Consider the following 23,760-nt stretch of genomic DNA (forward strand, 5'->3'; position numbering starts at 1 on the left):
GGACGGAGCGGGGCGGGGCAGGTGCGAACCGGAGCGTGGCCCGGCCCTCAGCGGACCCTTGGCCGGCCCCTCACCCCACCCCCCTTGCGGACATCCCCCTTGCGGACATCCCCCTTGCGGACATCCCTCTGGCGGAAACCCCGCCCTAGCGGACCTCCGGCGCCAAGCGAGCCTCGCGGAGCCGCTTCCGTACCGCGGCATTGCCCTGCTTCCTCACGTCCGCGCCACGGTGCCCGGTGGGCGAGGCGTCATGGTGCCCGGTGGGTGACGAGCCATGGTGCCCGGTGGGTGACGAGCCGCGGTGCCCCGCGGGTGAGACGACGGCGTGTGGCGCGGTCGCCAGGGGCTTGTCCGGCGGCGGCGTGTAGTGGTCCGGCGTCACGAGCATCATCACCACCGCCGCCAGCGCGAACCCTCCGGCCAGCCCGAACGCCGCCCGCGTGGTCCGCAGATCGCTGCGCTCGGCGTCGCTCCGTACGTGCTCCGCGGCCGTTGGCGTGACCTGCTGCGCGGCCGTCAGCGCGGTGAGCCGGGCCCGCAGGATCTCGCCCTGCCGCACCGGCGGGTGGCCGTCGAGCCCCAGCTCCGGCAGCCGCTCGGCGACCCGTTCCCGCGCATGTGTCAGCCGCCCGGCCGCGGCCGGGGTACTCGCTTCGAGCTCTGCCGCCATGTCGTAGAGCCCCAGCCCGAGCCCGTCGTGCAGCAGCAGCGCCCGCCGGTAGGGGGCGGGCAGCCGCAGTACTGCCGTCAGCAGCGCACGGTCCGCGGGCTCGCCGGTCTCGTGGAACTGCCTCGGTTTCCGGGCGGTCCGCAGTCCGGGACACAGCCGGTGCCACGGCGTCAGCGCGTACTCGTACGCGGCCGCCCGCACCCACCCCGCCGGATCCGGGTCCACCGCGACCTGCGGCCAGTGCTGCCAGGCGCGCCGGAACCCCTGCTGCACGGCCCGCCGCGCCAGCCACGGCCGCCCGGTGAGGAGATAGGTCTGCCGCATCAGCGCTGCCGCGTGCCGGGTGTGGAGGTCGTCGAAGGCGGCGGCGGCCTGCTCGGGCCGGGGCAGCGGGCGCCGGATCACCCGGCGCTGGTTCGTCTCGGGCTGGTTCGTCTCGGGCCGGTTCGTCTCGGGCCGGGGCAGCCCGCCCCGGGGCAGCCCGTCCGTGGGCATCTCGCGCTCGGTCATCGGGTCGTCTCGCGCTGGGTCATACAGAGCAGTGTGGAAAACCGGCATTACCGGATGCAGCGCGACACGTCGGGCATTTCGCCAGTGCGGGGAGGAAACGCCTCTTGTTGGCAGCATGGCCGCGTGAGCCAGTTGACCGAGCGTGGCCCCACCTTGTCCTCGCACGGCCGAGCCGCCGCGCAGCGCTCGTCCGCGATCGGCGCGGCGTTCCTCGGCGGCGTGACGGCCGCCGGCCTCGGCCTCGGCGCGCTGGCGGTCGCCGTACTGCTGCTCTGGGTCGCCTCCCCCGAGCCCGACAGCGGCCCGTCCCGGGCCCTGCACCTCGCCGCCGACCTGTGGCTGATGGCGCACGGCGGCGCCCTCGTGCGCACCACGGGCCACGCCGTCACCCCGGTCGCCGTGACCCCGCTGCTGCTCGCCGTCCTCCCGGTCTGGCTGCTCCACCGCGCCGCCCGCCACACCCTGGCGACCGCGTCCGACGCGCGTACCGGCCCCGGCGTGGTCCCCGGCACGGGCCCCGGCAACGCTGCGGACGCCACCCTGGCGGTGGTGCCGCGCACCCTGCTCGGCGCGCTGCTCACCGGCTATCTGCTGATCGCGGCCGGGGTGCTGGTCTACGCCTCCGCCGGGCAGCTGAGCGCCGAGCCGCTGAGCGTGCTGGCGTCCGTACCGGCCACCGCGCTCGCCACGCTCGCCGGAACGGGCTGGTTCCTGCTCCGGCATCCCGGCGCCGACCTGCTGCCCGCCTGGGCGCTGCGGGCCGGGGCCGCGGTGCCGGGCGGTCTGCGAAGCCTGCTCGGCGGCCCCCGGTTCGCCGTCGCGGCGCGCGCCGCAGGTGCCGCCCTCGGCGCCCTGCTGGTGTCCGGCGCCCTGCTCACCCTGCTCTCCCTCGGCCTGCACGCGGGCCGGGTGCGCGACGACCTGCTCCATCTGGCGCCCGACTGGGCGAGCCACGCCACGGTGCTGCTGCTGTGCCTCGTCCTGCTCCCGAACGCGGCCGTCTGGGGGGCCGCATACGCCCTGGGGCCGGGCTTCACGGTCGGCGCGGGCAGTACGGTCGGTCCGCTGGGCGCCTCGCCGCCTTCGGCGCTGCCCCGGCTGCCGCTGCTCGGCGGGCTGCCGGAGGCCGGCCCGGGAACCCCGCTGACCTGGGCGGTGGTCGTGGTGCCCCTGGTCGCGGGGGTGCTGCTGGCCCGCTCGGTCGCCCGCTCGGTGACCCGCCCCGCGCCGGCGCCCGGCGCTCCCGGACACCTCTGGTCGTGGTGGACGACGGCAGGTGCGGCAGCCCTGGGGGCCGGTCTCTGCGGCGCCGTCGCGGCTGTGCTCGCGGGCCTTTCCGGTGGCGCGCTGGGCACCGGAGCGCTCGCCGCATTCGGCCCGAGCTGGTGGCGTACGGGCCTCGCGGCAGCGGGCTGGACCGCCCTGACCGGCGTCCCGGGCGCGATCGCGCTACGGGCCTGGTGGCTGCGGGCGGGCCGGCGGGGTCAGGACGAGGAGACCTGCCCCGGCGCCGAGGTGGCGGGTACCGGCCCCGCCGCGGCCGACGGCAAGCACACCGTCCCCGGCCCCGGCTCCGGTGTCGCTGATCCCGTCCCCGATGACCGCACGGCCACGGATCCGGCGACTTCCACCCCGGCGACTTCCACGGATCCGGCGCCTCCCACGGCTCCGGCGCCTCCCACGGAGCCGACGGCGACCGCGGAACTGACCGCCGTGGAACCGACTGCCGTCAGGGAACCGGAACCGACTGCCATGGAGGTGGCGGCCGCGGCACAGGCTGCCACGAAGCCGGCCGCCGCCCCCGTCATCCCGAACGGCTGACCGGCCGCCCCCCGACGCCGCCCCCGCCTACTGCTGCGCGCTCAGCAGCGGCCGCAGCTCCGGCGGCAGCAGCTTCTGGCAGGACTTGCCCGCCGACTGGGTCAAGGCGTCGTTCACGCAGGTGAAGTAGTCGCGGTAGACGATCTGCACGGTGAAGGTCGCGGCCACCATCACCAGCGCCAGCGAGGCGATCACCAGGCCCGAGACCGCCGCGGTGACCTGCGGCCGGGTGCTGCCCGGCGAGGACGGGGCACCGGGCTGTGCGCCCGGGGCGGGCTGGGCGGCGGGGGCGGGGCGGCCCTCCATGGCGGCGGTGGTGGCCGCGGCGTCGGCCTTCGCCGGGTTCGGCTTGGCGCGCAGCGAGCTGACGCCCCAGTACAGCGCCAGCGCGCCCAGCAGGAGGGCCACCTCCGGCAGGCCGAACAGCACGCAGAAGAACGACCACAGCCCGCCGAGCAGGGCGAAGCGCGCCCGGCGCTGGGCCGGGTCGGTGGGGTCCCAGCGCAGCCCGCCGGGGTTGCCGGGGCCACCGGGGCCGTTGCCCTGCTGGCCGTTGCGGCTGCCCGGCCGGGTGCCGAAGCCGCCGCTCTGCCGGCCCGGCTGCCGGGGGCTCCACTGGCTGCCCCAGCCCGGCGCCGACTCGTCCTGCGACGGCCGGTCCTCATCGCCGTTGCCGTTGCCGTTGCCGTCCGCGCCGTTCGGGCCGTGCGGGCCGGGGTGGCGCGGACGCCACTCCTGGTCGGGTGCGTCGGCCGGCGGCGGGGCGAAGGGGTTGTTGTCCTGGTCGGAGTCCGGGGAATGCGGGGCGGCGGGCTCCGGGGACGAGGACGACGGCTTGCCCTCACGCGGCAGCAGCACCACCCCGGGGGCCGTGGTGGGCTGGGGGAACCACCCAGCGGTAGCCGGGGGAGGGAGCAGGAGGGCCGCGCGGCGGCGTCGGTCCGTCATCTGGAGTGCGTCTTCCCCTTGTCTCGTCTTGCCTCGTCCGTACGCGGGCCGTCACGACGGGCGCCCCGGTTACCACGAACTGCATGCAGTCTTAGGCCTGACGCTACCTCCCGTGCCCGCCCCCGTCCCGTGGGGGCCGCGCGGTGTGCCGGTATCGTTGCTGACGGTCGGCGCCTTCGTAGGGTTCCCCGGATCTGCGGTACCCGCAGTCTTGTACGACCACACAAAGCACGCGAGATCGGAAAAGAGCCCCGCCGTGGCTTCCTCCCCACCCCCCGCCCCGTCCGCCGAGCCCGGCCGCCCGGCCCGCATCGTCGTCCTCGTCTCCGGTTCCGGAACGAACCTGCAGGCGCTGCTGGACGGCATCGCCGACCTGGGTCCGGCGGAGTACGGTGCCGAGATCGTGGCCGTCGGCGCCGACCGGGGCGCCATCGCGGGCCTGGAGCGCGCCGCGGCCGCCGGGCTCCCCACCTTCGTCTGCCGGGTCAAGGACTACGGCAGCCGCCAGGACTGGGACGCCGCGCTCACCGAGGCGACCGCCGCGTACGAGCCCGACCTGGTGGTCTCGGCCGGTTTCATGAAGATCCTGGGCAAGGAGTTCCTCGCCCGCTTCGGCGGCCGCACCGTCAATACCCACCCGGCGCTGCTGCCGAGCTTTCCCGGTGCCCATGGCGTGCGCGATGCGCTCGCGTACGGCGCGAAGGTCACCGGATGCACCGTCCACTTCGTCGACGACGGTGTCGACACCGGCCCGATCATTGCCCAGGGCGTGGTCGAGGTCCGGGACGAGGACGACGAATCCGCGCTGCATGAGCGCATCAAGGAAGTCGAGCGATCGCTGCTCGTCGAGGTCGTGGGGCGTCTGGCCCGGCACGGCTACCGCATTGAGGGACGAAAGGTACGTATCTCGTGACCGCCACCGAAGGTACGCAGCGGCCCATCCGCCGCGCGCTGGTCAGCGTCTATGACAAGTCCGGGCTGGAGGAGCTGGCCCAGGGGCTGCACGCGGCGGGCGTCCAGCTCGTCTCGACCGGGTCGACGGCCGCGAAGATCGCCGCGGCCGGGGTGCCGGTCACCAAGGTCGAGGAGCTGACGGGCTTCCCCGAGTGCCTGGACGGCCGGGTCAAGACCCTGCACCCCAAGGTGCACGCCGGCATCCTGGCCGACCTCCGCCTGGAGGACCACCGCCGCCAGCTGGCCGATCTCGGCGTCGAGCCGTTCGACCTGGTGATCGTGAACCTCTACCCGTTCCGGGAGACCGTCGCCTCCGGCGCCACCCCCGACGAGTGCGTGGAGCAGATCGACATCGGCGGCCCCTCGATGGTCCGCGCCGCCGCCAAGAACCACCCGTCGGTGGCCGTGGTCGTCAACCCCGCCCGCTACGGCGCCGTCCTGGAGGCCGTCGCCGGCGGCGGCTTCGCGCTGGACGCGCGCAAGCGGCTGGCGGCCGAGGCCTTCCAGCACACCGCGGCCTACGACGTGGCCGTCGCCTCCTGGTTCGCGGACGCCCGCGGCGGAGCCGCAGATGAATCCAGTGCGGCCGCGGACGACTCCGCCTTCCCCGAGTTCCTGGGCGCCACCTACGCCCGCAAGAACGTCCTGCGCTACGGCGAGAACCCGCACCAGGGCGCCGCGCTGTACGTGGACGGCAGCGGCGGTCTCGCGGAGGCCGAGCAGCTGCACGGCAAGGAGATGTCGTACAACAACTACACGGACACCGACGCCGCGCGCCGGGCCGCGTACGACCACGCCGAGCCCTGTGTGGCGATCATCAAGCACGCCAACCCGTGCGGTATCGCGGTCGCCACGGACGTCGCCGAGGCGCACCGCAACGCGCACGCCTGTGACCCGCTCTCCGCCTTCGGCGGCGTCATCGCCGTCAACCGCCCGGTCTCCGTGGCGATGGCCGAGCAGGTCGCCGAGATCTTCACCGAGGTCATCGTGGCCCCCGGCTACGAGGACGGCGCGGTCGAGATCCTGGCCCGCAAGAAGAACATCCGGGTGCTGCGCTGCCCTGACGCGCCGTCAAATCCCGTCGAGGTCAAGCCCGTTGACGGCGGCGCCCTGCTCCAGGAGACCGACCGGCTGCAGGCCGAGGGTGACGACCCGGCCCGCTGGACGCTGGCCAGTGGGGCCGCACTGTCCGCCGAGGAGCTGGCCGAGCTGGCCTTCGCCTGGCGGGCCTGCCGTGCCGTGAAGTCCAACGCCATCCTGCTCGCCAAGGACAGCGCCACGGTCGGTGTCGGCATGGGCCAGGTCAACCGCGTGGACTCCGCGAAGCTCGCGGTGCAGCGTGCGGGTGAGGAGCGGGCGCGCGGCTCCTACGCCGCCTCCGACGCCTTCTTCCCGTTCCCCGACGGCTTCGAGGTGCTGGCCGAGGCCGGCGTCAAGGCCGTGGTCCAGCCGGGCGGTTCGGTCCGCGATGAACTCGTCGTCGAGGCCGCCGCGAAGGCCGGCGTGACGATGTACTTCACCGGGACCCGGCACTTCTTCCACTGAGACTGAGGCTGAGCCTGAGTCCGAGGCCGAGCCGCCGGATCCAGCGCGAAGGGCCGCACCCCAGCCGGGGTGCGGCCCTTCGCGCTGGATCCGTGCGGTCACCGAAGCGGTAGAGCGGTAACCGACGACGTCAGTAACTCAGTAACGCGGCCTGTTGAACCAGTACTTGCTCTCGTCCTTGGATATGAAAGCGATCACCATGATGCCCAGGATGGTGTGGACCAGGCCGAGCGGGAAGGTGCACAGGCTCAGGATGAGGGTGCCGACACCGAAGACGATGCTGCCGACCCGGACCCCGTTGCCCCCGTTGGCGAACTGCAGGGCCAGCGTGATCGCGAGCACGGTGAACACCACGATGAGCACGATCACCGCGATCAGCAGGCCCTTGCCGAGGTTGATCGCCGAAACCTCGTCCGCGGCGGAGTACGGCGAGACATGGTGCGAGGCCTTGCTGACGCCGCCCAGCCCCATCACGGCGATGATCAGGCCGATGAGGTTGACACCGGCGAGCACGAACAGGAGCACCCGGGTGGTCTTGACCCCGCTGGGCATCGCCACCGGGTACTGCTGCTGCATACCGGGCATCTGGCCGCCGCCCGGGTACGGGCCGTACGGGGACGGCTGCTGCGGCTGCTGTTGCGGGTAGCCGTAATGGGGTTGTTGACCCTGCTGCGGACCGTAAGGGTTCTGTGGGGGATAACTCACGAGCGTGTCCTTCATGCGACGTGAACGGAGCCGCGAAGGCCCCGGTCGCGCAGGGGCGAGGGGGCCTTCGCGGAGTGGTGCACCTCGGGCCGGGGTGGCACCCCCAACCGCTTACTGGGTCTTGACGACCACTGAGCCCACGGCCTTGTCGGCGAAGGTCTGGGCCTTGTCGTCCCACAGCGGCCACAGCCAGCCGACGTAGCAGGCGATGCTGTCGAGGAAGTGCGCCAGGCGGCGGACGAAAGCCATGCCGAAGCCGAGCGGCTGACCGGTGTCCTCGCGGACCAGCCGGATGTTCATGGCCTTCTTGCCCAGCGTCTGGCCCTTGTTGCCTTCCTGGATGAGCATGAAGATGCCGCCCGCCATGGCCGCCAGGGCGGCGATGCCGATCAGGATGACGGCGATGGCCGGTGTGCTGGAGGACACGGCCGCGTCCCGGCACGCGTAGTCGTCGTAGGCACAGCTGCTGGCGCTGCTCGCGGAGGAGACGGTCATGCCGATCCCGATCGCGTACAGGATGCCGGGCACCAGGCCCACGACCAGGCCGTCGATGAGCATGGCGCACAGCCGCGCACCCCAGGTCGCGTACCCCGTCGGCATGCCCATGGGCTGGCCGTAGGGGGTGGCCGCCTGCTGCGGGTAGCCGTAGGCCTGCTGCTGCGGGACCTGCTGCTGGGGGTAGCCGTACGGCTGCTGCTGCGGGGCCTGCTGGGGGTATCCGTAGCCGGGCTGTCCCTGCGGCGGGACCGGGGGCTGCTGCCCGTACGGACCCTGCGGCGCCTGCGGCTGCTGCCCGTACGGGCCCTGCGGCGGCTGCGGCTGGCCGTAGGGGTTGTTCGGGTCGCCGAAACTCATCTGCTGTTTTCCTCCGTTGGGTGACTGGGGCACGACGCGGCGTGACTCGGAGGAAAAACAGGTTTCACTGGCCACCCCCCGACAAAGCCTGCGGCACTGTGCGTCAATCCTTCTAGTTGCGCATTCACTCTGTCCAGTCAAGACCCGTGGCTGTTGTGCAAGTGCAATGATCAATTCCGGCCACGGGCGCCCCGCATGCCCTGATTGGAACGCCGCCGCCCTCATCCGCGAAGATGGGGGGTATGACTGCCCAGATCCTGGATGGCAAGGCCACCGCAGCCGCCATCAAGTCCGAGCTCACCACCCGCGTCGAAGCGCTGAAGGCCAAGGGCGTACAGCCCGGTCTTGGCACCCTCCTGGTGGGCGACGACCCCGGCAGCCGCTGGTACGTGGGCGGCAAGCACCGTGACTGCGCCCAGGTCGGCATCGCCTCGATCCAGCGGGAACTGCCGGAAACCGCCACCCAGGACGAGATCGAGGCGGTCGTCCGGGAGCTGAACGAGGACCCGGCCTGCACCGGCTACATCGTCCAACTCCCGCTCCCCAAGGGCATCGACGCGAACCGTGTCCTGGAACTGATGGATCCGGCCAAGGACGCCGACGGACTGCACCCGATGAGCCTGGGCCGCCTGGTGCTCGGCATCGAGGGGCCACTGCCGTGCACCCCGTACGGCATCGTCCAGCTGCTGCGGCGCCACGACGTCGAGATCAAGGGCGCCCATGTGGTGGTCGTCGGCCGCGGTATCACCATCGGCCGCCCGATGCCGCTGGTGCTCACCCGCAAGTCCGAGAACGCCACGGTGACCCAGTGCCACACCGGCACCCGTGATCTGTCCGCGCACCTCAAGCAGGCCGACATCATCGTCGCCGCGGCCGGTGTGCCGCACATCATCAAGCCCGAGGACATCAAGCCCGGTGCGGCCGTCCTGGACGTCGGCGTCAGCCGCGACGAGGCCGGCAAGATCGTCGGCGATGTGCACCCGGGCGTCGCCGAGGTGGCCGGCTGGGTCGCCCCCAACCCCGGCGGCGTCGGCCCGATGACCCGCGCCCAGCTGCTGGTCAACGTCGTCGAGGCCGCCGAGCGCGCGGCCGGCTGACCCACACGATCTGAGACCCTGTCCCTGAGACATCTGAGACGCTGTCCCTGGGACAGACGGATCCGGACACCGAAGGGACTGCCAGTCATGGGTGCCGAAGCGCATGCGGACGGGGCCAGTGAGCCACAGCGCTCCTCTGAGCCACAGCGCTCCTCGCGCCGCTTTCCGACGCTGACCCGCGACACCGCCCGGCCGGAAGGCGGCGGGCGGGCCGCCTCGGGCGGCTTCCCCGCGCCCGCCCGGCAGTGGCCGCTGCTCAGCGTCATGGGCGGTGTCGCGCTCGGGCTGCTGCTCGTGGCGCTCGACGCCTTCCGTATCGGGTCGATCGTGATCGGGCTCTCCCTGCTGGCCGGCGCGGTGCTGCGGTGGGCGCTGCCGTCGGTGGGGATGCTGGCCGTGCGCTCCCGCTTCACCGATATGGCGACGTACGGGGGGCTCGGCTTCGTGATCGTGATGCTGGCGCTGATGGTGCAGCCCAAGCCGTGGATCCACATCCCGTTCCTGGACGACATCGTTCACTTCACCGTGCGGTAGGGATCTCCCTGGCCGTACCGGTAGCCGTACCGGCCGGCTCGACGCGATGACGGCGGCCCGTCCTCTCCTCCGGGAGAAGGCGGGCCGCCGCTGTGCTGTGCGGAGGCGGGTGCCGTACGAGGCCGTGCGCGGTCGTGCGGGGGCGTACGAGGGGGCAGGGGCGCACGGACAACGGCGGAGGCGTCGCGGGACGGGCCGTGCGGCCCCGGGGAGTGCCACCTGCCGTGCTTCCGCCCGCCGGTGTGCGGCGCACGGTGGCTGCCGCCTGCGGACGCCGTGGGATGTCCCGGCTGTGACCTGCGGGGACGTCGTCGGAGTGGATGCTGCGGTGGGACGTTGCAGGAGGCGGCGGGGCGGTCCGGACAGCGCGTGGAAAGAGGGAAAAGCGGGAACGGAGCTGGTGCCGGCGTCATCATCGGCGGCGCAGGGGGCTCATGGCCTCGGGGGAGAACGAACGCGTATGGGGTGGAACATGTCGCGTTGGAAAGGGCTGCCCGAATCGCTGGATCACCGGGTGCGGTATCTGATCGTCCAGTTACGGAGACTCAAGGACCACAGCGGGCTGAGTCTGGCCGCGCTCGGCGCCAGGACCTCGTACAGCAAGTCGTCCTGGGAGCGCTATCTCAACGGCAAGAAGCTGCCGCCGCGCGATGCGGTGGAGGCGCTGGCGCGTATCTGCGAGGCCGATGCCACCCGGCTGCTGGCACTGCACGAGGTAGCCGCCCAGGCCTGGCACGCACAGCGGCCGCAGCCGGTGCCGCAGCCGGAGCGGGAGCCGGTGCCGGCGGATCAGCAGTCGACGGATCCGCGGTCGGTCGCCGTGCCCGCCGTGCCCGCCGTGCCCGCCGCGGCCGCCGCGGCCCCGGCCGGTCGCCAAGTGCTGCTCCGGCCGCTGGTGCTGGGGGCCCTGACCGTGCTCGTCATGGCCGGTGCGGTGCTGCTGGTCGGCCGCCTCTGGGAGGACGCCTCAGGTATAGGCAGTAGCGGGGAGAACGCCGTGCCGGTCGTCAGCGGGCCCGGTGCCGCACCGACGTTCACCCACCGGCCGGGGGAGGTCTTCGCCTGCTCCGTGCAGCGCCGCGCAGGCGCCCTGTACGCCGGGCACAGCCGCACCGACACGGCCATTCTGGCCCGCGGCGCGACGGGCTGGGACGTCGTCGAGGCGCAGTGTCTGCTGCACCGCCAGGGCTACGACCCGGGCATGGTGGACGGCATCGTCGGCGGGAAGACCCTGCGTGCCGTCAAGCGTCTGCAGGCCCGGTCCGGGCTGCCCACGGACGGGATCGTGGGGCCCGACACCTGGAAGGCGCTGCGCCGGTGAGCGGGCCCGGCAGCGCACCGGGGGACAGTGTGGAGAGCTCCCGACTAGCAGTGCGTATGCGGGAGTTGAGGGAGCGTACGGGGCTCACGCTGGCCGGTCTCGCCGAGCGGACGCCCTACAGCAAGTCGTCCTGGGAGCGCTATCTCAACGCGAAGAAGCTGCCGCCGCGGGGTGCCGTCGAGGCGCTGTGCCTGCTGGCGGGGGAGCCGCCCGGAGGCCTTCTGGCGCTGTGGGAACTGGCGGACGCGGCCTGGAGCGGACGCGGTCGGCCGGACGGGTCCGGGAGCGGGCTGGACGGGTCCGGGAGCGGGCCGGACGGGTCCGGGAGCAGGCTGGATGGGTCCGGGAGCGGGAGCACCGGGAGCAAGACGCGGCGCCGGGGGACGGTGCCGGGCTGCGACGCGGCGCCGGACCCGGGCGGGGCGCAGCGGCGGGGCCCGGGGCCGGGCCCGGGCTCGGGCCCGGGAAGTGCTGCGGCCGGTGCGCCGTCACCACGGTTGCCGCAGCGCGTCGTGGCCGTTGTGGCCGGTGCGGGTGTCGGTCTGGCGGTGATCGGGGTGGCCGTCGGGGCAGGGGTGCTGACCTTCGGCGTGGGTGAGCGGGGTGTGGGGAGCGGCCCGGGGAAAGGCGCCGCGCCCGTGCCCTCCGAGGTGATCGGGTGCCGGGCGGGGGCGTGCGACGGCAAGGATCCGGAGTCGATGTACTGCGAGCTCCCTGACCTGGTGGTGACGCCCGTGGAGCGCACTGCCGCCCGCGGGGAGCATGTGCAGATCCGCTACGGCGAGGCCTGCGGCGCGGCCTGGGGCCGGCTCCGCAACGGCCGGGTCGGGGACCGTCTGGAGGTGTCGGTGCCGGGGGCGCGGCCGCGGTCGGTACGGGTGGTGGACCGGTTCGACGCCGAGGGATATCTCGTCACGCCGATGGCGGTGGCCCGCGGACCCGAGGGCATCCGTCTGTGTCTCTATCCGGCGGGCGGCGGGGCAGGGGAGTGCTTCGCACCGTAGGCCCCTGAGGGGGTTGCGCGGGCTGTTCTTGTCAGTAAACGTGCGGAACTCGTGCAGAGTCCGGTCGAAATGCGACACTGCGGGGGCCACGGGGTGTACGGGTGGGTGACCTGTGCCCGGACGCTTCCGTGCGCCCGTGCACGTGAACCGCCCTCCTGACCGGGGGCATCCGTGCGGGGAGCAAGGAGGGCGGGCCGGGGGAGCCGCTGTCGCACGTAAGCGGGGGGATAGGGGGAGGCAATGCCTCGCTGGAAGGCGCTTCCGGAAGAACTCGATCCGCAGGTAGGGGAGTTCACCGGTCAGCTGCGCAGGCTCGTGGACCGCAGCGGGCTGAGTGTGGCCGCCGTCGCGGACCGTACGGGCTACAGCAAGACGTCCTGGGAGCGGTATCTCAACGGGCGGCTGCTACCGCCGCTGCGCGCGGTGGTCGCGCTCGCCGAGGTGACCGGCGCGCAACCGGCGCATCTCACCACGCTGTGGGAGCTGGCCGAACGGGCCTGGAGCCGGGCCGAGATGCGGCAGGACGTCACCATGGAAGCGATCAGCGTGGCCCAGGCGCGCGCCGCCCTGGGGGAGTTCGGCACGGAGCCGGCCCAGGCCACGCCGACGACGAAGTCCGCAAAGGCCACCAAGTCCGCAAAGGCGGCGAAGGAAGCCAAGGCGGCGAAGGAAGCCGGCGCGGCACAGGCCAAGGGCGCGAAGCCGTCGCAGGCTCCGGGGCCGCTGACGGAGCCGCTGACGGTGCAGTGGCCGCAACAGCCGCGCCTGGACCTCCCGTCGAGTGCCGACTTTCCCGCCGAGCAGATGGCGGCGGCAGCGGACCACTCCCCGGCGCCGGCCGCCGCATCTGCCGCGCCCGCAGGCCGGCGCGCCCGCCGCGGCCGGACAGCCGTGTTCGTCGCCGGCGTGGTCGGCGCGCTGCTGGTGGCCGGCGCCGCCGTACTCCTGCTGAAACCGGCCGGCGAACCGGCCACGAAGCCGGCGGCGGCCCCCGCGCCCGCGCCGAGCGCAAAGCCGGACCTGCCGGCCGGAGTGCACTGCACCGGCGAGGGGTGCGTGGGCAAGGACCCGGAGAAAATGGGCTGCGGCGGGACGCATGCGACCACTTCGTCCCGCGGTCTGGCGGGGCGCTCGGTGATCGAGGTCCGTTACAGCTCGGTCTGCCATACCGCCTGGGCGCGGATCAGCCGTGCGGCCAAGGGTGACCAGGCCACCATCAGTGCGGGCGGCCACAGCGCCACGGCGCAGGCCGAGCGGGGCGGCGACGCCTACACCCCGATGGTCGCGGTGTCCGGGGACCCGGCGAAGGTCGCGGCCTGCCAGACGACCATGGCGGGTGCCAAGAGCTGCGCCCGTCCGGTTTCGGCCACGCCCCCCGGGCAGGCCACCGGGGCCACCCGGGCGGTCCGCTAGGCAACCGCCGGGTAACCGCTGGGCGGTACGCCGGCGATACCCGCTGGGAAGCGGGCGCCGGCAGGCAAGACGCCGGCCCGCCCGGCCCGCTTTCCCGCCCCTCTCCCTGCCCGGGATCACCTCCCCGGAAGCTGTCCGAAATTCAGGGGGCATGCCCTCCGGGATCTCGGGCAGACGACGGTTACCCCCCCCACGGGTGTGGCACAACCTGGCGGCCGCCCGCACTCCCCCCTCCTTGAGCGGGCGGCCGCCGCCCCCTTCCTGCGGGACCGGCGCGGAGCACTCCCCGCGCCGGGTGAGCGAGCCCTAGGGGCAGACGTACGGATAGCTGTACGGGCAGCCATGCGGCAGCCGTACGGGCAGCCGTACCGCAGCCATGCGGCAGCCGTACGGGCGTCCCGGAAGCACCCGGTGAGGTGTTCCACACCGGCCCGTCGCTTGCGCCGGGCGGGGGTCCGATAGCCTGACGGCCGGGTCTCTCGATACCAAGAGACCCGGATAGCTGGGCAGGGACACCCACCGCCACCCATGGTGGACCAGGGGCTTGCCCCCGGAAAACACCGCGCAGGAGATCGCCATGACCCGCACTCCCGTCAATGTGACCGTGACCGGCGCCGCCGGCCAGATCGGTTACGCACTCCTCTTCCGCATCGCTTCCGGTCATCTGCTCGGCGCGGACGTGCCGGTCAAGCTGCGCCTCCTGGAGATCCCCCAGGGTCTGAAGGCCGCCGAGGGCACCGCCATGGAGCTGGACGACTGCGCCTTCCCGCTGCTGCAGGGCATCGACATCTCGGACGACCCGAACGTGGCCTTCGACGGCGCGAACGTCGCCCTGCTCGTCGGCGCCCGCCCCCGCACCAAGGGCATGGAGCGCGGTGACCTCCTGGAGGCCAACGGCGGCATCTTCAAGCCGCAGGGCAAGGCCATCAACGACCACGCCGCGGACGACATCAAGGTCCTGGTCGTCGGCAACCCCGCCAACACCAACGCCCTGATCGCCCAGGCCGCCGCGCCGGACGTACCGCGCGAGCGCTTCACCGCGATGACCCGCCTGGACCACAACCGCGCGCTGTCGCAGCTCTCGAAGAAGACCGGCACCCCGGTGTCCGAGATCCAGAAGCTGACGATCTGGGGCAACCACTCCGCCACCCAGTACCCCGACATCTTCCACGCCACGGTCGCCGGCAAGAACGCCGCCGAGACCGTCAACGACGAGAAGTGGCTGGCCGAGGACTTCATCCCGACCGTCGCCAAGCGCGGTGCGGCGATCATCGAGGCCCGTGGCGCGTCCTCCGCCGCCTCCGCCGCCAACGCCGCCATCGACCACGTCCACACCTGGGTCAACGGCACCGCCGCCGGCGACTGGACCTCGATGGGTATCCCCTCGGACGGCTCCTACGGCGTCCCGGAGGGCCTGATCTCCTCCTTCCCCGTCACCACCAAGGACGGCAAGTACGAGATCGTCCAGGGCCTGGAGATCAACGACTTCTCCCGCGAGCGCATCGACGCGTCCGTGCAGGAGCTGGTGGAAGAGCGCGAGGCCGTCCGCGGTCTCGGCCTCCTCGGCTGACCCACGCCGCGGCCGCCCCGACGCGGGCGGCACCGCAGCACCGACGAGCCCGCACGGTCTACAACGGCCGTGCGGGCTCGGTCGTTCGGGCCCGGCGCGCAGTCGGTCCGCCCGGCGGCCCGTCACCCCCGGCGTAAGTCCGCCTCGTGCGTGCCGTCCGTCACCGGCAGGCGCGCGCCCCGGCTGTCGGCGACCCGCAGCACATTGCCGAAGGCCTGCGTCGTCGCCCGCAGCGCCAGCCGCAGCGCATGCTCCCCGGCCGTGCCGTCGTCCAGTACGGCCACCGCGCCCTTGAGGACCACGGCACCGTCGCACAACTGCTCCGCCTCGATCTCATCGGCCAGCCGCGACAGTACGCCTCCGGTCCCGTTTGCCCCGTCCGCCGACAAGAAGCAGGGCTTCCCGCCTTCGCCCTCCCACGGCAGCAGGCGCAGCCCCGGCAGGTTCGCGAGGACGGCATCCCGGTCGTAACTCATGCTCAATGACTCCCAGAGGTTGGTTGCGCGAGAAGGCGGCACGGTCGGCCGAACGACCCATTACGTTGGGTGTGTTCAGCGTTGCGCCCCGTAGTGCGGGTCGCAACGCCGGACGCGTGACACTCACCTTCTGGCACCAAGGGGGATGCGGTGAGCCGACGGCGACGCAATGCGGAGAGTGGACCGGCAGCCACCAATGCCGCCGTGTTCGGGGAAGTGCTGCGGCACTTCCGGGCGGCGGCAGATCTCACGCAGGAGGAGTTGGCGAACAAGATTCCGTGCGACCGCTCGCAGGTGGCCCGTGTGGAGGCGGGCACGCGCGTACCGCAGGAGTCCTTCGCCAAGCAGTGCGACGAACTGCTGCAGACGGGGGGAGTGCTGCTGCGGCTATGGGGGCGGATCGACTGGTACCCGGAGGTGCAGCATCCGGACTGGTTCGAGCGGCGGGCGGAGATGGATGCGGAGACGCTGGCTCTGCGGGAGTATCAAGAACGAGTCATTCCGGGCCTGTTGCAGGCGCCGGGCTACGCGCACGCGCTGTTCTCTCAGGTCGCGAGCGGCCCCGTGGTGGAGGAGCGCGTCCGGGCTCGACTGAGCCGCCAGCCACGCTTCCTGGCCGACGATGGCCCGCTGTACGTCGCAGTCCTGGACGAGAGCTGTCTGCGCAATGCGGTGGGGAGCCCGGAAGTCATGCGTGACCAGTGCGCGCACCTGCTGAGTGTCGGTCAGCACTCCAACATCCGCGTCCAGGTGGCACCAGCGGGCCGCTTCGGGCTCGTTCGCCCCAGGGGCTCTATGTCGCTGATCGAACTGCCCAATGGGCGGTGGGTGTACTCGGAGTCGCTGGACCGTGGCTACTTCAACAACGATCCGGCAGTCTACCTACGCCACAGCCAGACCTATGATGCGCTCAGGGCGGATGCTCTCTCAGCCCCCGAATCCGCCGCTCTGATCGGCGACTTCATGGAAGGGTACGGGGACCATGGACAAGCACCAGCTCAGTACGCCGATATGGACCAAGAGCAGCTACAGCGACAACAACGGCGGCAACTGCGTCGAAGTGGCGCTCACCTGGATGAAGAGCAGCTACAGCGACCGCGACGGCGGCAACTGCATCGAAGTAGCCCCCGGTACCCCCGACGCCGTCCCGGTTCGTGACAGCAAGGACCCCGACGGCCCCGTGCTGGTCTTCCCGAGGGGCGGCTGGTCGTCCTTCGTCGCGGCCCTCAAGGACGGGGAGTTCCCCGCGGTCGCCTGACCCATCGGCGACCTTGGGTTATCGCGCTGACACGGAGTGCTCCGTTCCCCTATGCTGCGGCTTCTGTACCGCCGCGGACGGGACCGGCAGCCTGCTGCCCAACCGGGCCGCGGCGATGGCTCGTTGATGTGGTGATGGGGGAAGCCGATGACTCGGTCAGATGTGCCTGCGCAGCCCGGTGAACCGGGCGATCCCGGCGGACCGCAGCGGTTGCGGAAGGCGGAAGGCGGCGCACCCCCGGCGCAGCTTCCCCCGACCCCGCCGGGCGCCAGCGAGGCCACCCGGTTGCTGTGCGCCGGTACGTACATGGACGACGCCTTCCGTGACGCGGTCATCGACGAGCTGTACGTCCACGAGGAGCGGTTCGCCGCGCCCTCCCTGGGCATCGACGCCGCCCGGGTCCTCGCCCATGCGCTGCGCGCCAGACGGCTCCAACTGGGCTGGGCGGCGGCGATTTTGCTGGTGTGGATCGTGGCCCTCCCGCTGACCTCCGGTCTTGCGGCGCTCTACCTCATCCCCGTCGTCCTCATGGCGCTGGGCCGCGTGGTCCGCCGGGCGCCGGTCCCGCAGTGGGCGGCCCGCTTCTTCTCCTTCGTCCTGCGCTGGTACGGCCGGCTGACGCTTGCTTTCCTCTTCCTCTCGCTGCTGGTGACGGGGTTCGGTGCCGGGATCGGCATCATCGGCGCGGGGTGGCCGTTCTCGGAGTTGCTTCCGGACGGGCTGAACTCCCTGACGAGTGACGGTCCGGGCGCAGCCGGGTCGCTCTACGACTCCGGCCTCGGCGGTGCGTACGGCAGCGCGTACGGCGGTGCCGGCTCACTGGGCGGCATCCTGTTCGCGGTGTGGGCCGCGGTGCTGCTGCCGCTGGCCGTGGCCGTGCTGGTCGCGCTGCAGCGCGGGCAGTTCGCCCGGGTGCTGGCGGGCGAGCTGTCCCGGGAGCGCTTTCCGGACGTCATGTCCGACCCCGCCGAACGGGCCGAGGGCCACCGCTTCCAGCGGCTGCGGGACCGGGTGCGGATCGAGCAGCACGGGCCGCTGGTGATGTACCGGGCCGCCGACCCGTTCTGCGGCGCCGGCTACCCGTACAAGACCTGGTCGCTGTCGGTGGAGCTGAACCCCCGGGCGGACCGGGAAGCCGAACCGCTGGACAACAGCGCCATCCTGGCCCGGATCGTGCCGCTGGTGGCGGCGCTGCGGGTGCCGTCCCCGCACGGTTCGCCCCAGGTGGCGGCCGCGGTACGCGACCGGCTGCGCGCGCTGGAGATCGACGAGTGCGTGTTCCTGCCGGCCGAGGGGCTGCCGGCCCGTGCGGCGGCGCCGTACACACCGGACGGGTTCGAGCAGCACCGCGCGCGGGCGGTGGAGGAGGGCGGCGAGACCCGCAGGCACTTCCTGCGCATCCGGGTCGGCGGCTGGAACGAGGGCGTCGTCACCACGCTGTTCGTCCGGGTGCACACCCAGGGCGGGATGCTGATGCTGGAGGTCGCGCCGCATGTGCTGTGGCCGCTGCGGCAGCTCTTCCAGGACGCCGACCGGATCGCCCACCAGTACCGTCACCATCACCACTTCGGCAAGGCGGTGTGGGCGCTTACCCGCACGCCCAGCTCCGCCGGACACGCCCTCGCCACGCTGCTGCGCGGACTGCTGTCGGTCTGGCGGCTGGCCGTCGGGGGGCACGGTGCGGCGCTGCCCGAGGGCCCCGGCGCCTCGGTGCGCGAGCTGGGCTCCTTCGGGGAGTCCTCGCTGTTCCAGGACATGGATGTGGCCCGGTATCTGAAGACCATTCAGCAGCGGGTGGCGGCCGGGGTGACCACGGCACTGCGTGAGGCCGGCTATCAGACCGACGAGTTCGAGCAGCGGATCGTGCATGTCGCCGAGGGCGGCGTCTACGTCGAGTCCGCACAGGGCGCCGTCGGCATCGGCGACCACAACACCATTACCCACCACTCCACCACCCGGCGCGGCGCCGAGACGAAGGGAAGTGCCCAGCGTGGCAACGGCTGACGAGCGCGGCAACGGCATCCACATCGGCAGCGTCCGGGGTGCCTTCGCCATCGGCGACCACAACACGGTGACCCATCACGAAGGCGCGGCCGTGCCCGCGGGGGACCCGGCGCAGGAGGAGTTGCTGCGCGCCGTCCGCGCACTGCGCGACGATCTGTCCCGGGCGGTGGAGAGCCCGCAGATCACGGCCCTGAGCGGGGAACTCGCCGAAACCGAAACGGAGATCGCGGACACCGGCGCGGCGGGCCCCGGCCGGCTGGCCCGGCTGCGTACGGCGCTTGCGGACGCCGGGGCCGTGGTGGGGCTGCTGGCCTCCGGTACCGCGGTGAGCCAGGCGGTCGCGGCCCTGGTGGGAGGCTGACGATGAAGCGCGGCGGGCAGGCCCGCTGGAACGACGAGACCCAGAGATGGGAGACCGGCACCCCGGCTCCCGCGCCCTACACGGGCCCGATGCCGCCCCGGCCCGCCTTCACACCGTCGGCGGGCGGGACGCCGGCGGGCGCCGTCCCCTCTCCTGCCACCGAACCGCCCTCCGCCCCCACCTCGGACACTGACGCGGTCTCCGCTTCCACATCTGACACCGGCACCGGCTACACCCCCACCCCGGACACCGGCGGGCCCGCCGCTCCCGACTGGCTCACTTCGCCCGGCTCGGGCGCGGCACCCGGCTCGGGCGCGGCCCCCGGCTCGCTCCATGCCCCTGAACCGCTCTTCGCCCCCGACTCGCTCTACGCCCCTGCGCCGGTCGGCGAGCCCGCCCCCGGTTTCCGGCACCGCACGGCTCTGGTCGCCGGTGCGGCGGTGGCCGTGATCGCGGCGGCCGCCGGTGGCGGCTATCTGCTCTGGGGCCACACCGGCGACGACCCGGCCACCGCCCGCCCGGCGGCCCGCACCAAGGCCTCCGCCTCGGACCACGCGGCCTCCGCCCCGCCCTCCGGTGAATCCTCCGGCGCCACGGACGGCACCAAGACCCCCACCCCCCTCTCCACCGAGCTTCCCGACGGCTACCGCCTCGTCCACGACGAGAAGGGCTTCACCCTGGCCGTACCCGAGACCTGGAAGCGCAGCGAACGCCGGACCGGGGTGTTCTACACCGCCCCGGACGACCGCGAGCTGTTGCAGATCTTCGAGGTCAGCGAACCGGACACCACCCCGTACGAGGCGTTGGAGACGGCGTCGCGGGGGCTGTCCGGCAACCCGGGCTACAAGGAAATAAGCCTCGAACCACTGGGGTACCCGGGGCCCGGCGCCGACGCCACCCAACTGGTCTACGCCTATGACAGCGAGCGTCTGGGGGAGCGGGTCAAGGTCGTCGACTGTGCCTTCACCGCCGCCGACGGCCGCCAGTTCGCCGTACTCGTCCTGGGCCCCGAGGCCGACTGGCCGGACCAGGAGTGGACGCAGCAGAACATCCTGCGGAGCTTCGTTCCCGGCGGCTGAGCGTTGCGCGCCCGCGGCCCAGGGGAGCTACCCGGGCAGCTCCGTCCGCTCCCACCACTCGTAGACGGGCAGGGCGCCCTCGGCGGTGTGCTGCTGCCTGCTGGTGGCCCGGAAGTGTTCATAGCCGTTCCGGAACGGGATCTTCAGCTCGGCCCCGGGAGGATCGACCGGCACGATCCGCTCGGGGAGCTCTTCGGGGCCGCCTTCGAGCACCGCTTTCGCCGCTGTGTCAGCCATGCCTGCATTGTCGTCCGGGCCGCCGTCCGCGGCCCTTCCGGTTCGGCAGCACGGGTGACGGCACCGCCGGGACTCTCTGCCGGGGTCAGTCGCGGGGGAACTCTTCGGTGGACAGGGAGAAGTCGGGGAGCGTGTCGGTCAGATGGATCGGCTCCCCGTACTTGAGGGTGAGGTCGTGCAGGTACTCGTCGCCTCGCGGGTGGGTGAAGACGCGGCAGCAGCCGAGGTAGGGGTCGGCGATCACATACACGGGGATCCCGGCGGCAGCGTAGACCCTCCTCTTCGGGCCGTAATCATTTGCCGCCGTGCCCTTGGAGATGACTTCGGCGACGAACTCGACGTCCTGGTAGCGCCAGCGGCCCAGCTCGTTCTTCTCCGCACCGTCGGCGAACTTGGCGACATCCGGGGCGAAGCCGTTCAACTGGCCGGGAAAATCGATCCGGACGTCCGAGGTGACCGGGGCGTCCATCCCGAACCGGTCCTCCAGCGCCCGCACGATCCTGCGGATGGTCTGCCAATGGACATCCCGCTGCGGCGCCATGAACACGTCCCCCTCGACGATCTCGACCTTGTAGCCCTCGGGGATGTGCATCTGCTCCAGGCGCTCGAACAGATCGTCCAGCTCGCCGCTCTCGGCCATCTCGGTCCTGTCGGTCAGTTCGATGGTCACCGTGCCGCTCCTCCCCGCTGCCGCGCGGGCGCGGGGAGCCGCACGGTTCAACGATACGTATGTACGAACGGTCACGTACCGCACGCGTCACGGACCGTAGGCGCGGGAGGAACGGGGGAACGGGTCACGTGGAGCCACGTGGGTCACGCGCCCTGCGAGTCCTTCAGCCGGTTCTCCAGTACGGAGATGTCGGCCGTGTCGCCGGGCGCGGGGGTCTTGGTGGAGACGGGGGTGTCGTAGTTGCTGAGCAGGATGGTGCCGGAGCGGTGGTCGAGCTCGGCGGTGAGTTTGCGGGGGTAGTGCTTGCCGTCGATGGCCACGTAGAGGGTCTGCACGGCGCCCTTGGCCTTCTTGATGACGGGCAGGACGCGGGTGCCCTCCTCGGTGGTCGGCCGGCCCTTGGTGAGGGAGACCGCGGGCGCGTGTGAGGGGGTGCCGCCGCGGCCGGACGAGGGCTTTTCGGGGGTCGAGGCCGATTTCTGGAATGCCTTGAGGTCGCAGGCGGCGGACAGGTTCCGCAGGAACGAATTCTTCGTCGTGCCGTGCAGGAATGTGTTCTCGTACTTCGCCGCGGCTTCCTCGCCCGATTTGCCGGGCAGCTGGCCTTTCCAGAAGGCCGCGTCCGGCTTCATCCAGACCTGGTTTCCGCGCTTGATGAGTTCGACGCTGCCGAACTCGCCCTTACTGATGGCGCCGGTGCAGTTACCGGCGCGGTCGAGGGTGAGGTCGAGTTTGGTGGGATCAGCACTGGTCTGTGTGCGCAACCGCAGGGATTGCGCGCCGACCAGTTGCTGGAGGGCGTCATCGGCGATCTGCTGGGCCGATTTGTTCGCGAGATCGCCTTCGCCGCCGTCCGAGGTGTCCGCCGCCGCAGCGGCCGTGGTGCAGGTGATCCCGGCAATCAGGGTCACGCCGCAGGTCAGCGCCGCGGTGACAGAGGCGGCACGCCGTCTGCTGGTCATCTCGGTACCTCCGGTCCCGAGGGGACAAGTCCGCCAGGTACATACGGCTATTCAGGGTACGTTCCGGGACATTCCGCCGCACATTCAGTGAGTCGAGTCACTTTCCATGAATGTTTGGGCATAGATGCGCGGCTTCAGGGGAGGGGTCCTCGTTGCTGGTGACGCCAGTGGTTGCACCAGTGGGAACAAGAACGGTAACTGGAAGGCAGAACGACGTGTCGTCAATCGAGACCATTCACGTAGACGGAGTGTGGCTTCCGGCCGCAGCCGGCGAAACGCGGGAGGTCCTCGACCCCGCCGACGCGACGACGCTCCAGCTGGTGTCCGAGGGAGGCGCCGAGGACGCCGACGCGGCGGTCGCGGCCGCCCGCCGGGCCTTCGACGGTGGCACGGGCGCCTGGCCCCGCACGGCCGTCGCCGAACGTTCCGCGCTGCTGCGCCGGGTCGCCGACCTGCTGCAGCGCGACCGTGAGGAGATCGCCCTCATCGAGAGCCGGGACACCGGCAAGACGCTGGAAGAGGGCCGGGTCGACGTCGACGACGTCACCAACGCCTTCCGCTACTTCGCCGACCTGGTGATGAACGAGAGCGGCGGCCGGGTCGTGGACGCCGGATCGCCCGATGTGCACAGCATCGTCGTGCACGAGCCGGTCGGTGTCTGCGCGCTCATCACGCCATGGAACTACCCCCTGCTGCAGGCAAGCTGGAAGATCGCGCCGGCCCTCGCGGCCGGCAACACTTTTGTGATCAAGCCCAGCGAGGTCACCCCGCTGTCGACCGTGCACCTGATCAAGCTGCTGGTCGAGGCCGGGCTGCCGGCCGGGGTCGCCAACCTCGTCACCGGCGCGGGCCTGCCGGTCGGCCAGCGGCTGGCCGAGCACCCGGACGTCGACCTGTTCTCCTTCACCGGTGGCCTGGTCAGCGGCACGAAGGCGGGCGCGGCCGCGGTCTCCGGCGCCAAGAAGATCGCGCTGGAGCTGGGCGGCAAGAACCCCAACGTGGTGTTCGCCGACGCCTGCGCCACCGACGAGGGCTTCGACACCGCCGTCGACCAGGCGCTGAACGCCGCCTTCATCCACAGCGGCCAGGTCTGCTCGGCCGGTGCCCGGCTGATCATCGAGGAGTCGGTGCGCGACCGCTTCGTCGCCGAGCTCGCCCGCCGCGCCGAGAAGATCAAGCTCGGCCGGGGCACCGAGGACGGCGTCGAGTGCGGCCCGGTCGTCTCCCAGCAGCAGCTCGACAAGGTCGAGGCGTACGTCGCCTCCGCGCTCGCCGAGGGTGCCCAGCTGCGCTGCGGCGGCGCCCGGCCCGAGCCGTCCGACGTCCGCCCGGCCACCGGCTACTTCTACGCGCCGACCGTGCTCGACGGCTGCCACCGCGAGATGAAGGTGATCCGCGAGGAGACCTTCGGGCCGATCCTGACGGTCGAGACCTTCACCACCGAGGACGAGGCCGTGGCGCTCGCCAACGACACCGAGTACGGCCTGGCCGGCGCGGTGTTCTCCGGCGACACCGCGCGCGCCCGCCGGGTCGCCGCGCGACTGCGGCACGGCACGATCTGGATCAACGACTACCACCCCTACCTCCCGCAGGCGGAGTGGGGCGGCTTCGGCAAGTCCGGCATAGGCAGGGAATTGGGCCCCGCAGGTCTGGACGAGTACCGCGAGAGCAAGCACATTTACGAAAACCTCCGGCCGGAGCCGGTGCGCTGGTTCGCGGGCTGACACCCCGCCCGTCACAGCACCACCCGCACCACGCACGTTGTA

General features: G+C 72.2%; 22 protein-coding genes and 1 pseudogene. 15 read left to right on the plus strand and 8 right to left on the minus strand.

Annotated elements, in window-relative coordinates; all coding sequences use genetic code 11:
• Positions 1–145 precede the first annotated feature (145 nt).
• Complete coding sequence (locus ACGFR7_RS04345) at positions 146–1,180, minus strand: RNA polymerase sigma factor (RefSeq protein WP_393312806.1); 1,035 nt, start codon at positions 1,178–1,180, stop codon at positions 146–148.
• Positions 1,181–1,303: 123 nt separating this feature from the next.
• On the opposite strand from ACGFR7_RS04345, the gene ACGFR7_RS04350 reads away from it, so the two are divergent.
• The gene (locus ACGFR7_RS04350; protein WP_393312808.1) at positions 1,304–3,001 is read left to right on the plus strand and encodes a DUF6350 family protein; all 1,698 of its coding nucleotides are present in this window, start codon (positions 1,304–1,306) and stop codon (positions 2,999–3,001) included.
• A 27-nt stretch (positions 3,002–3,028) separates the two neighbouring features.
• Here ACGFR7_RS04350 and ACGFR7_RS04355 read toward each other — a convergent pair whose 3' ends face one another.
• Positions 3,029–3,949, minus strand: a complete 921-nt coding sequence (locus tag ACGFR7_RS04355) for a hypothetical protein (protein WP_393312810.1) — start codon at positions 3,947–3,949, stop codon at positions 3,029–3,031.
• 256 nt (positions 3,950–4,205) lie between these two features.
• Between ACGFR7_RS04355 and purN the strand changes: the two genes are divergently transcribed.
• A complete protein-coding gene (purN, locus tag ACGFR7_RS04360; RefSeq protein ID WP_393312811.1) occupies positions 4,206–4,862 on the plus strand; it encodes a phosphoribosylglycinamide formyltransferase in 657 nt (218 codons plus the stop codon).
• A complete protein-coding gene (gene purH / locus ACGFR7_RS04365; protein ID WP_393312812.1) occupies positions 4,859–6,448 on the plus strand; it encodes a bifunctional phosphoribosylaminoimidazolecarboxamide formyltransferase/IMP cyclohydrolase in 1,590 nt (529 codons plus the stop codon). The genes purN and purH overlap by 4 nt, the downstream gene beginning before the upstream one ends.
• Positions 6,449–6,586: 138 nt before the next feature.
• Here purH and ACGFR7_RS04370 read toward each other — a convergent pair whose 3' ends face one another.
• Together ACGFR7_RS04370 and ACGFR7_RS04375 are read right to left on the minus strand one after the other, a co-directional pair.
• A complete protein-coding gene (locus tag ACGFR7_RS04370; RefSeq protein WP_393312813.1) occupies positions 6,587–7,153 on the minus strand; it encodes a hypothetical protein in 567 nt (188 codons plus the stop codon).
• 111 nt (positions 7,154–7,264) lie between these two features.
• Positions 7,265–8,008: an RDD family protein gene (locus tag ACGFR7_RS04375; protein ID WP_393312814.1), complete on the minus strand. Its 744-nt coding sequence runs from the start codon at positions 8,006–8,008 to the stop codon at positions 7,265–7,267.
• Positions 8,009–8,250: 242 nt separating this feature from the next.
• Between ACGFR7_RS04375 and ACGFR7_RS04380 the strand changes: the two genes are divergently transcribed.
• The 6 genes from ACGFR7_RS04380 (at position 8,251) to ACGFR7_RS04405 (ending at position 14,947) form a co-directional block, all read left to right on the plus strand.
• Complete coding sequence (locus tag ACGFR7_RS04380) at positions 8,251–9,105, plus strand: bifunctional methylenetetrahydrofolate dehydrogenase/methenyltetrahydrofolate cyclohydrolase (RefSeq protein ID WP_393312816.1); 855 nt, start codon at positions 8,251–8,253, stop codon at positions 9,103–9,105.
• Positions 9,106–9,192: 87 nt separating this feature from the next.
• On the plus strand, positions 9,193–9,639 hold the full coding sequence (locus ACGFR7_RS04385) for a DUF3017 domain-containing protein (RefSeq protein ID WP_393312818.1): 447 nt from the start codon (positions 9,193–9,195) through the stop codon (positions 9,637–9,639).
• A 472-nt stretch (positions 9,640–10,111) separates the two neighbouring features.
• Complete coding sequence (locus ACGFR7_RS04390; protein ID WP_393312820.1) at positions 10,112–10,960, plus strand: peptidoglycan-binding protein; 849 nt, start codon at positions 10,112–10,114, stop codon at positions 10,958–10,960.
• A 29-nt stretch (positions 10,961–10,989) separates the two neighbouring features.
• Positions 10,990–11,964 (plus strand): helix-turn-helix domain-containing protein, encoded by a 975-nt coding sequence (locus ACGFR7_RS04395; protein WP_393314153.1) that lies wholly within the window; start codon positions 10,990–10,992, stop codon positions 11,962–11,964.
• 240 nt (positions 11,965–12,204) lie between these two features.
• Positions 12,205–13,377, plus strand: a complete 1,173-nt coding sequence (locus tag ACGFR7_RS04400; protein ID WP_393312822.1) for a helix-turn-helix domain-containing protein — start codon at positions 12,205–12,207, stop codon at positions 13,375–13,377.
• Positions 13,378–13,954: 577 nt separating this feature from the next.
• Positions 13,955–14,947: a malate dehydrogenase gene (locus ACGFR7_RS04405; protein WP_393312824.1), complete on the plus strand. Its 993-nt coding sequence runs from the start codon at positions 13,955–13,957 to the stop codon at positions 14,945–14,947.
• Positions 14,948–15,069: 122 nt separating this feature from the next.
• Here ACGFR7_RS04405 and ACGFR7_RS04410 read toward each other — a convergent pair whose 3' ends face one another.
• Positions 15,070–15,423, minus strand: coding sequence for a hypothetical protein (locus tag ACGFR7_RS04410; protein WP_393312826.1), 354 nt, complete (start codon positions 15,421–15,423; stop codon positions 15,070–15,072).
• A 216-nt stretch (positions 15,424–15,639) separates the two neighbouring features.
• Here ACGFR7_RS04410 and ACGFR7_RS04415 point away from each other — a divergent pair.
• The 5 genes and pseudogenes from ACGFR7_RS04415 to ACGFR7_RS04435 form a co-directional block, all read left to right on the plus strand.
• Positions 15,640–16,317 (plus strand): annotated as a pseudogene (locus ACGFR7_RS04415) (Scr1 family TA system antitoxin-like transcriptional regulator); the annotation flags it as partial.
• A gap of 88 nt (positions 16,318–16,405) precedes the next feature.
• Positions 16,406–16,681 (plus strand): DUF397 domain-containing protein, encoded by a 276-nt coding sequence (locus ACGFR7_RS04420; protein WP_393312828.1) that lies wholly within the window; start codon positions 16,406–16,408, stop codon positions 16,679–16,681.
• Positions 16,682–16,828: 147 nt separating this feature from the next.
• A complete protein-coding gene (locus tag ACGFR7_RS04425; RefSeq protein ID WP_393312830.1) occupies positions 16,829–18,685 on the plus strand; it encodes a hypothetical protein in 1,857 nt (618 codons plus the stop codon).
• Positions 18,672–19,046, plus strand: coding sequence for a hypothetical protein (locus tag ACGFR7_RS04430; protein WP_393312832.1), 375 nt, complete (start codon positions 18,672–18,674; stop codon positions 19,044–19,046). Before ACGFR7_RS04425 ends, ACGFR7_RS04430 begins: the two co-directional genes overlap by 14 nt.
• A gap of 2 nt (positions 19,047–19,048) precedes the next feature.
• A complete protein-coding gene (locus tag ACGFR7_RS04435) occupies positions 19,049–20,125 on the plus strand; it encodes a hypothetical protein (RefSeq protein WP_393312834.1) in 1,077 nt (358 codons plus the stop codon).
• 27 nt (positions 20,126–20,152) lie between these two features.
• Here ACGFR7_RS04435 and ACGFR7_RS04440 read toward each other — a convergent pair whose 3' ends face one another.
• The 3 genes from ACGFR7_RS04440 to ACGFR7_RS04450 all read right to left on the minus strand — a co-directional run bounded on the left by ACGFR7_RS04440 (position 20,153) and on the right by ACGFR7_RS04450 (position 21,994).
• On the minus strand, positions 20,153–20,362 hold the full coding sequence (locus tag ACGFR7_RS04440) for a DUF5988 family protein (RefSeq protein ID WP_167538033.1): 210 nt from the start codon (positions 20,360–20,362) through the stop codon (positions 20,153–20,155).
• Positions 20,363–20,447: 85 nt separating this feature from the next.
• On the minus strand, positions 20,448–21,002 hold the full coding sequence (locus tag ACGFR7_RS04445) for a Uma2 family endonuclease (protein WP_393314156.1): 555 nt from the start codon (positions 21,000–21,002) through the stop codon (positions 20,448–20,450).
• Between the two features lie 173 nt (positions 21,003–21,175).
• Positions 21,176–21,994, minus strand: a complete 819-nt coding sequence (locus ACGFR7_RS04450) for a hypothetical protein (RefSeq protein ID WP_393312836.1) — start codon at positions 21,992–21,994, stop codon at positions 21,176–21,178.
• Positions 21,995–22,209: 215 nt separating this feature from the next.
• Here ACGFR7_RS04450 and ACGFR7_RS04455 point away from each other — a divergent pair, with 215 nt between their 5' ends.
• Entirely contained in the window at positions 22,210–23,718 is a 1,509-nt protein-coding gene (locus ACGFR7_RS04455; RefSeq protein WP_393312838.1) for an aldehyde dehydrogenase family protein, read from the plus strand.
• Positions 23,719–23,760 lie beyond the last annotated feature (42 nt).

This window comes from Streptomyces sp. NPDC048516, from assembly GCF_043199875.1.
Lineage (GTDB): Bacteria > Actinomycetota > Actinomycetes > Streptomycetales > Streptomycetaceae > Streptomyces.

Coding starts and splice junctions, on each gene's coding strand:
- ACGFR7_RS04345 (WP_393312806.1), bottom strand. CDS start 1,180: ATGACCGAGCGCGAGATGCCCACGGACGGGCTGCCCCGGGGCGGGCTG.
- ACGFR7_RS04355 (WP_393312810.1), bottom strand. CDS start 3,949: ATGACGGACCGACGCCGCCGCGCGGCCCTCCTGCTCCCTCCCCCGGCT.
- ACGFR7_RS04375 (WP_393312814.1), bottom strand. CDS start 8,008: ATGAGTTTCGGCGACCCGAACAACCCCTACGGCCAGCCGCAGCCGCCG.
- ACGFR7_RS04380 (WP_393312816.1), top strand. CDS start 8,251: ATGACTGCCCAGATCCTGGATGGCAAGGCCACCGCAGCCGCCATCAAG.
- ACGFR7_RS04385 (WP_393312818.1), top strand. CDS start 9,193: ATGGGTGCCGAAGCGCATGCGGACGGGGCCAGTGAGCCACAGCGCTCC.
- ACGFR7_RS04390 (WP_393312820.1), top strand. CDS start 10,112: ATGTCGCGTTGGAAAGGGCTGCCCGAATCGCTGGATCACCGGGTGCGG.
- ACGFR7_RS04400 (WP_393312822.1), top strand. CDS start 12,205: ATGCCTCGCTGGAAGGCGCTTCCGGAAGAACTCGATCCGCAGGTAGGG.
- ACGFR7_RS04405 (WP_393312824.1), top strand. CDS start 13,955: ATGACCCGCACTCCCGTCAATGTGACCGTGACCGGCGCCGCCGGCCAG.
- ACGFR7_RS04410 (WP_393312826.1), bottom strand. CDS start 15,423: ATGAGTTACGACCGGGATGCCGTCCTCGCGAACCTGCCGGGGCTGCGC.
- ACGFR7_RS04420 (WP_393312828.1), top strand. CDS start 16,406: ATGGACAAGCACCAGCTCAGTACGCCGATATGGACCAAGAGCAGCTAC.
- ACGFR7_RS04425 (WP_393312830.1), top strand. CDS start 16,829: ATGACTCGGTCAGATGTGCCTGCGCAGCCCGGTGAACCGGGCGATCCC.
- ACGFR7_RS04435 (WP_393312834.1), top strand. CDS start 19,049: ATGAAGCGCGGCGGGCAGGCCCGCTGGAACGACGAGACCCAGAGATGG.
- ACGFR7_RS04440 (WP_167538033.1), bottom strand. CDS start 20,362: ATGGCTGACACAGCGGCGAAAGCGGTGCTCGAAGGCGGCCCCGAAGAG.
- ACGFR7_RS04445 (WP_393314156.1), bottom strand. CDS start 21,002: ATGGCCGAGAGCGGCGAGCTGGACGATCTGTTCGAGCGCCTGGAGCAG.
- ACGFR7_RS04450 (WP_393312836.1), bottom strand. CDS start 21,994: ATGACCAGCAGACGGCGTGCCGCCTCTGTCACCGCGGCGCTGACCTGC.